This window comes from Lysinibacillus sp. FN11 (assembly GCF_024628845.1).
Classification (GTDB): Bacteria; Bacillota; Bacilli; order Bacillales_A; family Planococcaceae; genus Lysinibacillus; species Lysinibacillus capsici.
On the sequence record NZ_CP102383.1, the window covers coordinates 2,894,643 to 2,906,902 of the forward strand.

10 protein-coding genes are annotated in these 12,260 nt (G+C 32.4%); 5 read left to right on the forward strand and 5 right to left on the reverse strand.

Annotated features, from left to right (window positions below; translation table 11 throughout):
- Positions 1-24 precede the first annotated feature (24 nt).
- On the forward strand, positions 25-1,440 hold the full coding sequence (locus NP781_RS15405; RefSeq protein ID WP_257520291.1) for a MocR-like transcriptional regulator GabR: 1,416 nt from the start codon (positions 25-27) through the stop codon (positions 1,438-1,440).
- Between the two features lie 1,245 nt (positions 1,441-2,685).
- On the opposite strand, the gene NP781_RS15410 is transcribed toward NP781_RS15405, so the two are convergent.
- Both NP781_RS15410 and NP781_RS15415 read right to left on the reverse strand, forming a co-directional pair.
- Positions 2,686-3,081, reverse strand: coding sequence for a four helix bundle protein (locus NP781_RS15410; protein WP_257520292.1), 396 nt, complete (start codon positions 3,079-3,081; stop codon positions 2,686-2,688).
- 1,628 nt (positions 3,082-4,709) lie between these two features.
- Entirely contained in the window at positions 4,710-6,434 is a 1,725-nt protein-coding gene (locus NP781_RS15415; RefSeq protein WP_257520293.1) for a hypothetical protein, read from the reverse strand.
- Between the two features lie 241 nt (positions 6,435-6,675).
- Between NP781_RS15415 and NP781_RS15420 the strand changes: the two genes are divergently transcribed.
- Both NP781_RS15420 and NP781_RS15425 read left to right on the forward strand, forming a co-directional pair.
- Positions 6,676-7,656 (forward strand): ParM/StbA family protein, encoded by a 981-nt coding sequence (locus NP781_RS15420; protein WP_257520294.1) that lies wholly within the window; start codon positions 6,676-6,678, stop codon positions 7,654-7,656.
- Positions 7,649-7,927, forward strand: a complete 279-nt coding sequence (locus NP781_RS15425; RefSeq protein WP_257520295.1) for a hypothetical protein — start codon at positions 7,649-7,651, stop codon at positions 7,925-7,927. The genes NP781_RS15420 and NP781_RS15425 overlap by 8 nt, the downstream gene beginning before the upstream one ends.
- 452 nt (positions 7,928-8,379) lie before the next feature.
- Here the strand turns inward: NP781_RS15425 and NP781_RS15430 are convergent, their stop codons facing one another.
- Complete coding sequence (locus NP781_RS15430; protein WP_257520296.1) at positions 8,380-8,775, reverse strand: hypothetical protein; 396 nt, start codon at positions 8,773-8,775, stop codon at positions 8,380-8,382.
- A 569-nt stretch (positions 8,776-9,344) separates the two neighbouring features.
- On the opposite strand from NP781_RS15430, the gene NP781_RS15435 reads away from it, so the two are divergent.
- Together NP781_RS15435 and NP781_RS15440 are read left to right on the forward strand one after the other, a co-directional pair.
- Positions 9,345-9,473 (forward strand): hypothetical protein, encoded by a 129-nt coding sequence (locus NP781_RS15435; protein ID WP_257520297.1) that lies wholly within the window; start codon positions 9,345-9,347, stop codon positions 9,471-9,473.
- Positions 9,474-9,612: 139 nt separating this feature from the next.
- Positions 9,613-9,837, forward strand: coding sequence for a DUF2188 domain-containing protein (locus NP781_RS15440; RefSeq protein WP_257520298.1), 225 nt, complete (start codon positions 9,613-9,615; stop codon positions 9,835-9,837).
- A gap of 128 nt (positions 9,838-9,965) precedes the next feature.
- Here the strand turns inward: NP781_RS15440 and NP781_RS15445 are convergent, their stop codons facing one another.
- Together NP781_RS15445 and NP781_RS15450 are read right to left on the reverse strand one after the other, a co-directional pair.
- Positions 9,966-11,066 carry an S-layer homology domain-containing protein gene (locus NP781_RS15445; protein ID WP_257520299.1) on the reverse strand — a complete coding sequence of 367 codons (1,101 nt, stop codon included), beginning with the start codon at positions 11,064-11,066 and terminating at the stop codon, positions 9,966-9,968.
- A gap of 97 nt (positions 11,067-11,163) precedes the next feature.
- Complete coding sequence (locus NP781_RS15450) at positions 11,164-12,246, reverse strand: S-layer homology domain-containing protein (RefSeq protein ID WP_257520300.1); 1,083 nt, start codon at positions 12,244-12,246, stop codon at positions 11,164-11,166.
- Positions 12,247-12,260 lie beyond the last annotated feature (14 nt).

A 12,260-nucleotide genomic window follows, 5' to 3' on the forward strand; every position in this document is an offset into this window, starting at 1 on the left:
CCAGATACAGAAAGAAGGAATTAAATGTTTTTTCTAAAATCAGATATAACTGGTGATGATATACATATTTATCAACAAATTTGCATTGGAATAAAAGAACAAATATTATCAGGTGCACTTCTACCTAATGAAAAATTACCATCAAAAAGAAAGTTAGCTGACATGTTGAAAGTTAGCGTTAATTCGGTAACAAATGCATACGAGCAGCTTTTAGCAGAAGGGTATATCTATTCTTTAGAAAGAAAAGGGTATTATGTAGAAAATATAACTAAATTAGTTAAAAATAATAAAAATATAAACATATTCCCGAAGGATTTAAAAGAAGACTTTAGAAAAGAAGATGGTTGGCTATCCCTCTCACATATGACGTCGGATATCTCGGTTTTCCCTTTTAATGAATGGATGAAATGCCAACGTATAGCTATCCATAATCACCAAAATGATCTTGCAGAAATCGTCCATCCACAGGGGCCTTATTTAGTGCGAAAAACCCTCTCTAGATTGATTGCATTATCTCGCGGTGTGATTTGTGAACCCGAGCAAATTGTCTTTGGTGATAGTACCCAAACCTTAATCAGGAATCTTATTAGCATGCAGGAAGGCAATCCAATAGTTGCTGTAGAAGATCCGGGTTATTCCCGGTTATATACGATGTTAAAAATTATTACGAACAATGTATTAACTATTGAATTAGATGATAAAGGAATCGATATCGAGAAGGTTGAGTCTTCAGGGGCAAAGTTCCTTTTTGTTACCCCATCACATCAGTTTCCAACTGGTATTATTATGCCCATCTCCAGGCGCATAGAGCTTCTAAATTGGTCTATACAAACACAGAATCGCTATATAGTTGAAGATGATTATGATAGTGAATTTAAGTACAAAACTGATAATATACCTTCATTACAAAGCTTGGACACTAATCAACGTGTCATCTATATCGGTACATTTTCTAAAACGATGTTTCCAGGAGTTCGAATTAGTTATATGGTACTACCACCTAAATTATTGAAAGAATATCGGCAGCAATTTTCAAACTTAATACAAGGTAGTAATTCTCTGGGTCTATTCGCCTTACACTATTTCATCGAACAAGGTTATTACGATCGACATGTTAAAAGAATGAATCTACTTTATGAAATGAAAAGAGATCTGATTATTAAAGAATTATATCTTCGATTTGGTGACGACATTCAAATAAAGGATGTTTCAGCTGGATTACATTTTCTAGCAAGATTTAAAACAAATAAAACCTACGAAGAAATTAAAGCAATGGCCATCCAAAGGAAGCTGGAGATTTATTCAATGAGACGGTTTATGCTGAAAAATAAATACCACATTAAAAATAAAATTGAGATCATTGTCGGATTCGCAACTATCGATGAAAAAGATATTGTTGATGCTGTGGAGAGGTTGTATCAAATCATTAAAGGATTTTAGTGAATTATAATAAAAAGAGGCGATACTTCGGAAAACTTTTTGGTTATTCGCAAATTGAAACCGTAAAGAAGCAGTACATCGCTACCTATATTGAAAAGCATATCTCAAAACAATTGACGCAGGCGTTGTATATATATCATGTACATCTGGTTGAATAAATAGTCTCAATAAAAAGAGCCATCACAAAAATTGTGAAGGCTCTCACTCAGAATTCTAAGTCTGCCCATCTAACTTTTTGCCCTTAGTGCAATAACAGTTACAAAACGACTTAGTAATACTTTTTCTTGTGTAGAAACTTTTCATTTTCTATCCTTTTCTAACATATTCTCAAAAAAAGGAAAAGCGCCTCAAACCCTTTATATTAAAGGATTTGAAGCGCTTTTCATTTGGTTCAAACTTAATCTATCTGAACCTTAAGACGTCCCAGGAGGGATTCGAACCCCCGACCGACGGCTTAGAAGGCCGTTGCTCTATCCAGCTTTTAATTCAGGATTTACAGGGTGCGAAGGCAATTTTTCAAATTGTTAGGGATTCGTTCTTTTTACGAACTTAGACCGTATTCATCTTCAATATCATATTATCATTATTTTTTCTTATTTTAAAAGCACTTATTAATCGCACTTTTACGCTTTTCAAATATTACTTCCATTATTTATTCTGACATACCATCCTAATCTCGCTTTCGAATTTATATTCTATCCATTATAATATTAATCATTTTATAGGATAGCTTAGTTTCCTAAATTTTTGTCCACAAGTTAATTCGCATTTTTTTCAAGCATACTTCAATACTGAATGGAGAGAAAAATCTTCAAAAGGAAACTCTAATCGGGTTTAAGTGTTGGCATTAGTACTCAAGGAAGAAGAGTGACAAAGAGAGTATATAAATTCAAAGAATGACCTGAGAACGAATTTGAAGTTTTATAGAAAACACTTATCTTTGTATTGTCTATTTTTTTGCGTACTCTGTGACAAATTAACATTATAGTAATGAAAAGACCTTTATATCAAAAAATTTCTCTTTATCTTTATTATTCCTGCTTTGTCAAAGATATAAATACGCTAATTAGATATGCAATAAAACACTCATTCAACACACTGTATATTACAACTTTACATGGAGGAACGAGCGTGATAAACTTGTTCCTCCATCTCTTGTAATAGTTGGCTTTTAATATTGAAACATGCGAGTAGAGGTTTCCACGAACATGTGGGTTGCCCTCTACCCTTTCCTCTGAATTTTATCTATGCAACCTCATTATTACTTTTCAGCTTTCTCATCATCCCTACTAACATTTTAATGATTTCTTGCGTCAATTCAGTTGCCTGATTATATTGTTGTTTCGAAATATAACCATTCTGCAATGATACATCTAACCAGTAAATTAATTCATTTGCTGAACCAATACTATTATTGTAGAAGCTAATTTCCTTTAAAGGAAAAATCTGACCATTCCCTTCCGCTAAATTAGCTCCGATGCTCGTACATGAACGCGTTGTCTGTGATGACATCGCATATTTTTCCTCTGATGGATACCGTTTTACAAGTTGATATATTATATTATTTAACTCCATACATTTTCCATATACTTTTAAACTCTTTGGATTTTTTACTCTAATCTCTTCACTATTATATGCCATCTTTTTCTTTCCTCCCATTTTTTATAATGCTATTCTATCTTTTCACATTTTATATCCTCTATTAAGTTGTTAGGTATCAGCTCATTTAAATATATAGTAATGCTGATGCTCCAGTTCTTTAATTTGATTTCTCTTCACATTAATTCTCATCCCTTCATTTCATTTTTTAAACGCAAAAAAGCTAACCTATTTAGCTTACACAACCACATAGATAGACTTAATTAGCAAAGGAGTACCTTTGCATTTCGACTCTAACTATATAGATGTATTAAACTAAATACGTTAGCCTCTTACTAACATCAGATAATAATACATTAAAAAAATGTATAAATTAGTTTCAAAAAATCTCTTTAGACAACTAATCATTCCGATTGCCTATATCCATAATTTACATTAAGGTTTATTATATGTCAATATTTTTTGTAACTACAGCTTTACAAATGAAACTTCTCAAGAAGTAGGTACTACATCAAATTTTAACAGGAGATTTCATTTCCTCATAAATGGGACTACATAAAGCTTCTGAAATTATTATAAGCAAGTGACAATTTTAAAATTCAAATTATCAATAAAATACTTTGTATGTTCAGTAACCGTATTTCATAACATTTCACCTCTTACAAATCACACTTTTCAAAGAATGTTGTTTTGCACACTTGTTTGAAAAAGGGAATGTTTAACTCCAGACAGTCTATAAAAACATGATTTTCAGAGAAATTATTTTCAATATAAAACCCTCTGAACCCATTAATATCAATGGTTTAATGAGTATAACAACTTTTTGAAAACATAAACCTATATAGTGTGAAAAATAAACCCGAATTTCAAATTAAATCTAAAAGTCAAAACACTTAATTAAAAAAACAAAAACCACTTTTAACTAAACAGCAAGCTGTTTAAAAACCTTACCAATGCATCTTGAAAAAATCATATGTATCCGTTCAAACGGAATACTGGAGGATACAGTAACCCCCCATATGTTTTTTATTAGAAGTGATTTTTTATTACTTATCTTAAATTTATATTTTTGACAATAGTAATGGTTATCCACCTGTGAACAATTGATAACACAATACACTTAGTATTTGTTACTATAGATTATTGCACTACTACACCCAGTCACAGATAAATGTCAAATTATATACATATCCCAAGATAATTGAAAAACCACTCCTAACAAAACAGCAAGCTGTTTATAATTCCGCAAATGTATTGCAGTTCTCCAATATCCCCATCTCTCCAGATATATTATGTTCCTTACCAAATTTGTCTACGCACTGTTCAAAAGGAAATAAATATGCAGGGAAAACAAAACTTCCCCAAATTATGTTTTTGATTACAACGGTTATTATTCACATGGTATGAACAAAAATCTACAATATGACATTATATATGTAGTAGCCAAATCCCCCTATAAAACAAGGGTTATCAATAATTAACAGGTATTCTGGTGATTGAAATTCTCCTGAATTTTTTTGTTACATTAAAAAATAAAAGTTGTATTGAGTCTCTTTCCCTTATATAAGAGAGAAATACAACTTTTTTAAACAACAATTATAATATTTCATCATTCTTTTTTTCAAACGAGTGTATAAAACAACATTTTCTATAAAAACAAAAAAGATGCCTCAACTGACATCTTTAGATTCTGTATCATGTTTTAAAATAAATTTTTGCCCCTTACTTTCAATATGGTAGGTGGTCAGGAACGGCTCAAGATATTTTAGAATTTTAGAGAACTCAGATTTATCTGCAATACTCGCTTGACTTCGAATGTCCTTCTTCCGAATACTATCTATATTAGAGTGAACATACTCAAGCAAGGCATCCTGCACCCTAATGATTTTCTCTACCAATTTAGACTGCTCTTCTTTCTTTCCATTTTCACCCTTCTTTACGAAAAGTATTTCCTGCTTTACATATTGCACATTTCTTAATTGCTTCCTCACTATATCTACTTCCTCATTACTATCACAAAAAAGATAAATTTGAGCGTTTTTCTTCATATCTCGATTAATTCGTTTAATTGCTTGATATATTTCTGCTGCCACTGCCGTCTTTCTTATAGACTCAATATCCTGATTCTCGAAAATACGAATACTTTCCATCGGCTTTCCACTTTTCGTTCTGAGATAAAAAGATTTCAACGCATAGTCTAAATAAGAATAGTTTGGTGTTTTCAAAATAACCACCTTATCAAAATCCCGAAAATCATTCCTTCCGATAATATTACCAAAATATTCCACTTCAAACTTTATATCTAAATGTGACTCTATCTCTTCTATCGTATCACCTATATGAGCATACTTAATTAACAACGCTTCTTGTACCGTTCTTACACTATCTTTTTCCGTAACAAATAATATTTTGCTCCCGTTGTTGAATTCAATTTCCTCTAACATTTTTTCATAAAAATTAAGGTATTTTTCTAACTGTCCTTTACTCGTATTTATATTAAAATGCTTCAATATGATTTGAGAATAGTCAAATACATGAGGTTGATTTTTAACACGGAAAATCTCTTGGTGGAGCTGATAAGTTGCATCAAAATTTCCATTCGCATCTAAAATTATATTATTTTCTAATAGATAGAACGAGATATCTTCGAAAGTATGAAAGCAGTTCTCATAAAAAAGTCCACCATTTTTCAATAAATTTTGGATTTTTAATAGTAATTGTTTCTGTACCTTATCATGAACAGAGGTAATTAATGATTCTACAGCTCTCTTATATTTTGCATAGATAGTATCTTGAAAATCTAAATAAAATATTTCTTGATTATTAGCTGCATTCAACAATGTAGAATAATGATAGTATCTCTCCTTTAATATTTCAGCTAATACTACCATTTCTCTCCCTTGTTCATATAAATCAAAGTCGCTCCATAAAGAAGCCATATCTTCAAGGGTTAAATAGATTCTCTCCACTAAATCAATATATTCATCTACTACTAAAATCTCACGCTCTTTCAGTAATTCTGTGTGTAACCCTCGACAGAACTGCTTATACATTGAGTGACTGCACACAATAATTTGTGCTCCTTTCGCCTTGTCCAATCCATTTTTCTTTTTATTATCTTCACCTGTAAAACCAACAGCTACATCCCTACCTGCAAATTCGTTGATACGGTTCACAGTTTCTTCTAATCGATTATCTTTCACAAAGCGTTGTATAAAGACAGCTTTATACGAATAATTCTTCGTCATCTCCCCTAAAAAACGTTGACTTTCTCTCGATTTCCCACTACCTGCCTCATAAGAAAACACAGTAAAAGCTTCTTTATTCCATTTTTCTTTATTCTCAATTTGCTGACGCAATTCATCAAAATCATAACTATTTAATACTTTATTCAATACTATTTCTCTCCTTTTTTATGCTATCTCTAACATACCAACAGGAGCAAAAATACTACATAGATTATCGGTTCTATAACGTCTGACACTTCACAATATGCTTTACCCTATATTGAATGCGATTCCGCCTTTATCTCACTACTTCGCACCATGTTCGACATAGTTAGTGCGAAATGTAGGAATTATTCTCCCTCATCTGCTTATCATATAAAAATAACATTTTAAGGAGGTTTCAAATTATATGAATAATCATTTTGCAATTGCTGTTGACAGTGGTAAACACACGACAAAAAGTGTATTTTCGATTAATGGCAATTTACACAAATATAAATTTAGAACTTTAGTACAAGAGGTTCAAGAACTGGGGGTAGAGTTAACACCAACGAATCAAATTGTTGAATTAGATGGGAAAACATTTTTGATTGGGGATATGAACTCGGAGGCACAATCTAACTATGATATATCCAAACAATCTATAGAACACTTATTATGTATCTACCTTGCGATTACAAAGTACCTTATCAAAATAGACAGTAAGAACAATGGTATCCCAAATATTCGCCTTGCAGTGAATGTCCCACTTAACATCTATAAAAATTCGGTTCTGAAAGCAGAATACGAGAAATTCATACAGAACCAACAAAAAACCATCTCACTCCGAGTGAATGGCAGGGCATTTATTTTCCGAATTGATAAGATTATTTTATTACCTGAAGGGACTGGTCCCGTTTATCAACGAATTAATGAATTTAAATCAAAACGGAGCCTTATAATCGATGTTGGAGGATTGAATTCTAATTATTGCATGTTTGAAGGGCTCGTGCCTATGTTAGATTCTATGGTCATAGGTAATAGTGGAATTAATATACTACGCTCCAAAATAGCTGAAAAGATGGCTTCCCATTATGGTATCACTGTCTCTGATGCAGATGTTGAGCATATTTTGAAAGAAGGCTATCTATATGTAAATGGAGTGAAACAAGAGGAAAGCAAGGTAATATTGCAAAAACTTATCGAAACTCATGTAACAGAAATATTTAACTTCGCTAAATCACGTAGCATCACCTTTAACAATATTTCTGTTATTTTCTGTGGTGGTGGCTCTCTTTTGCTGAAAGATACAATCCTTAGACAATTTCCAACAGCAGTAATCGAACAAGACAGTCAATACGCAAATGCGCTAAGTTTCTTTCGTATCTTGGAAGTGAAACAACTTGTCTAAATACAAGGTTTCGATTAGTTTTAAGCAAAATTCCATTCATCTCTACGAGTTTATCAAAACAAAGGAAAACATTAGTAGTTATCTCTGCAAATTAATAGAAGCAGATATGAATGGAGAACATTCATCTTTAGATTTAGAATCACAGGTGGAACAAATAATGCATAAATTACTTCAAAATCAAGAGTTTTTACAACCAATCACAATCAATTCTAATAAAAGTAAAGATAATCTTTCTGCAGAAGATATCGATTTAATCAATAATTTATTTTAACGGAGAGTCCAAAACGACTTCCCGTTTCTTTTTTCAAATATTTTATCTCTATTCATATCTTCTATTAGTTTCCGCATTTCTTTTTGTAATACATAAATCTTTCAAAGGTATGAACAATTTCATAAATTTTATGAAAAGGTTATGAACAGTTACCAAAATAATACGATTAGATATGAGCTTTTTGTTTTAGTATTTCAATTTTCAATACATAAACCTTTCAAGGTATGAACAATTTCATAAATTTTACGAAAAGGTTATGAGCAATTATCAAAATAATACGAATAGTGAAGAGTTGTTGGAAGTTTTTTATTAATTACCCAAATACATTTATAAAACATTCCCCATTAGTATTACTCTTAACATGTACTGAACTAATAAAAAACCATCATTAATGATGATTATTCTTCTTGAACTAAAGCACTCCGTTAGTCGAACAAGGATTTTCTTCCATCTTACTCGTACAATGACCTTTTGTAATTACATCCACAAGAACCACATTCACATTTATACCATCCACAAGTTTCACACCTGGGATGAGTCTTGTGGCTGACCATTCCCTCGCAAGAATGACAATTACTAATATAAGATTCTTTTACTTTTTTGCCCTTACTATTCTTATAATCAGGTCTAAGTTTTTTTAAATCCCAAGTATAAACGTTAATAAAACTTCTTTTTTCAAATCTACTGTTATCTTCGTAATGATACTCTTCATCAATGATATCTCGAATAAATACTTCATGTGCCTCTTCAAATTCAACTATCAAACTGGATTTATCTTGTGAATCAAAATTTACTATTTTCCCCTTTCCATATGTTTCATGTTCTACCGTTTCACCTAATTTAAACATATTTCTCCCTCCTTTTTAGGGTAAAGATTCTCCACTAATAATCTTTTTCCTTCTTAAACAATACTGCAACTTTAGTTGAACAAAAACACTTTATACTAAAAAAAGCATTGGATAACCAATGCACTAACCTACTTATTTTCCTCTGTAATCTAATCAGTACAGGGAGAAATAAATATATGCAATCCCTTATCTTCATAATCCCACATTTTCACCCATGGATATGTATCTGAAGGCAAAATAAATAATCTTTCTTCTTGTGGCTTAATTGAACTCCTGTCTTCAGCTATACAGCCATAAATAAACGTGCCAGGTTGAATTGAAATTTCATTATTCGTGTCGTTACAATACTTAAATTTCATTTGCATTTTCAGCTATATCCCATTTTTCAAACGATAGTTTGTAATGGAATAGATAAAACTATCGCCATTAAGAACTACACCTAAAACACAACATATAGTTGCTTATATTTTTATTTAATACCATATATTGATACAAAGAATCTTAACTGCTATAATACTAAATTGTGGGGGGATTATACTTTCAATCCCAATGAACAGGAGGTGATGTATATGGCTAAGATAAGAGTAAATCAATCTCAATTAAATAGTGCAATAAGAAAAATAAATAGAGAGATTGATAAACAGGTAAAAAGGGAAGTTCAGAAACTGGAACGTGAACTAAAAAGAAAATTAAAGTAAAAAAGCCCTTATTTGTTTTGCAGAACAAATAAGAGCATGTGTTTAAAATATCTAAATAAATAGTAATACAGAATGAAGTAAATAAACAGAGGATAATATGTTCCCCTCCCACAATTTTAAATGACAAGGAGACAATTTAATGGGGAAAAATCAACATATTACGCCGCATCCAAATGGTGGTTTTCAGGTCAAAGGAGCAGGCAATTCAAAAGCTACAAAAATATTCAACACACAGTATGAAGCTATTCAGTTTGGCCGATACATTGCCATAAATCAAAAATCCGAACTGCTTATACACAATAAACAAGGTCGAATCCGTGAAAAAAATAGTTACGGTAACGACTCTTACCCACCAAGAGGTTAATTCCAATATCTGTATACAATTAAATTAATAGAAATCTCTATAAAGACAGGGAGTAAGCTAACACTCCCTGGTTTTCTATTCAATTATTAAACGCTTCGTCCTTCTTACACTTTGTTTCCCCTATTCTTTTATTTCTTTTTCCCAACTTGGATATACATGCTTCCATCAATGTCAATATAAGTTGCTTTTACTTTACGTCCATTAGCTGTGAATTCTTCTGGAATATCATTATTGTTGAAATAATCCCATACTTTCTGAGCATCGTCACCGAAGTATAATTTAAATAACTCCTTTGCCACGATAGGTACACGGTATGCTTCTTTTAAATAGCCTCCTGCATCGCCATCCCACATAGTAAATTTAAATGTAACTTCGTTTACACTGTCTCCTCCATTTACCGTAATGGCATATGGTGCTCCTGTAATATTAAAGAAGTGACCACCTTCAGTAAATCCTAACTCATTTTGTAGAGTTACAAAGTTTTTAGCTGGGTCTGAACTCCACTTAGATTGTAATACTGGAGCTGTCCATCCATCAAGGTATGTTGTACCGCCTGTAGGTAAATTTGTTGGTTCTGTTGGTGGTTTTGGAGCTTCTGGTTCTACACGGAATGATTCATCCAATGTACGAGCCATCATAAGCGAAAACTGACTACGAGTGATAAAGTCGTTTACACCAAATTTACCATTTGCGTAACCAAAAGTAATTTTGTTGTTAGCTAATAACTGAACATATTCAGATGCCCAATGTGATACTGGAACATCTGAGAAACCTTTATCAGCATATCCTTCAAATTCATAAGCGATAGAGAAGATTTTTGCCATTTGACCACGTGTTAGGTTACCTGAAGGTTCAAATACTTTTTGTCCATAAGTATTGACTTTACCATTAATAATGCCTAACTCTACGGCTTTCGCAATTTCTTCGTAGCCATCTTGTCCTGGTCTCACATCGGCAAATCTCGGATTCGAGACGTCAGAAAAATCCGTGACACCTTTACTAAGCAATAACATCTGAACTGCTTGCAATCGAGTAATGTTAGCACTTGGTCTAAATGTTCCATCAGGGAACTCTTTCGCTATCCCTTTTTCTGCTAAAAACATAATTTCTTTATAAGCATTATGTGTTTTTGATACATCTGAAAATACTGTTTTAGCGTTTACATTTTGCACAAATGCTGAACTGGTGAATAAAAAAATAATTGTAACAATGTACATAATTCTTTTCACAAAATTTCCCTCCTAAAAGAGAGTAGAAGACCACTCTCTGATTTGTTCTTCAATTACTAAACCCATCACCCTTTTCACAACTTGTCTCCCTATTCCCTTACTTCTTTTTACCAACTTGAAGATATAAATTCCCATCAATTTCTATATATGATGCTTTAACAGTTCGACCATTTGCAGTGAATGTTTCAGGAATGTCATTTTTATCAAAATAATTCCATACACGTGTTGCGTCGCCTTCAAAATAAAGTTTAAATAATTCTTTTGCCACAATCGGAATGCGGTATGCTTGTGGTATTTGACCATTAGCATCACCATCCCACATGTAGAACGAGATTGTCACTTCATTTTGACTGTCTCCACCATTTACAACGATAGCACGTGAAGCACCTTGAATTCCGTAAAAATGACCACCATCTGTAAAACCTAACTCATTTTGTAGAGTTTCGAAGTTCTTAGCTAAATCAGAACTCCATTTAGAAGTTAATACTGGAGCTGTCCATCCATCAGGGTATGTTATGCCACCTGTTGGTGGTTTTAGCGTTTCTGGTTCTACACGGAATGATTCATCCAATGTACGAGCCATCATCAGTGAGAACTGACTACGGGTAATAAAGTCATTGACACCAAATTTACCATTGCTATAACCAAATGTAATTTTGTTGTTTGCTAATAACTGAACATATTCAGATGCCCAGTGTGAAGGTGGTACGTCTGTGAAGCCTTTATTAGAGTATCCTTCAAATTCATACGCAATAGAGAAGATTTTTGCCATTTGACCACGTGTTAAGTTCCCTGAAGGTTCAAACACTTTTTGTCCTTGAGCATTAACTTTGCCATCAATAATACCTAACTCTACGGCTTTAGCAATTTCTTCGTAGCCATTTTGACCAGGTTTCAAATCGACAAATCCTGGATTCGAGACATCAGAAAAATCAGTAATTTCTTTACTTAGTAATAACATTCGGACTGCATCCAGTCGTGTAATATTGGTACTTGGTTTAAATGTTCCATCAGGGAACTTTTTCGCTATTCCTTTTTCTGCTAAAAACATAATTTCTTTATAAGCACTATGTGTTTTTGGAACATCAGAAAATATAGTTTGAGCATTTGCTTCCTGCATAAACATTAAACTACTAAATAAAACTAAAACGGTCATTATGTATCTTATTATTTTTTTCACAAAACCTTCCTCCT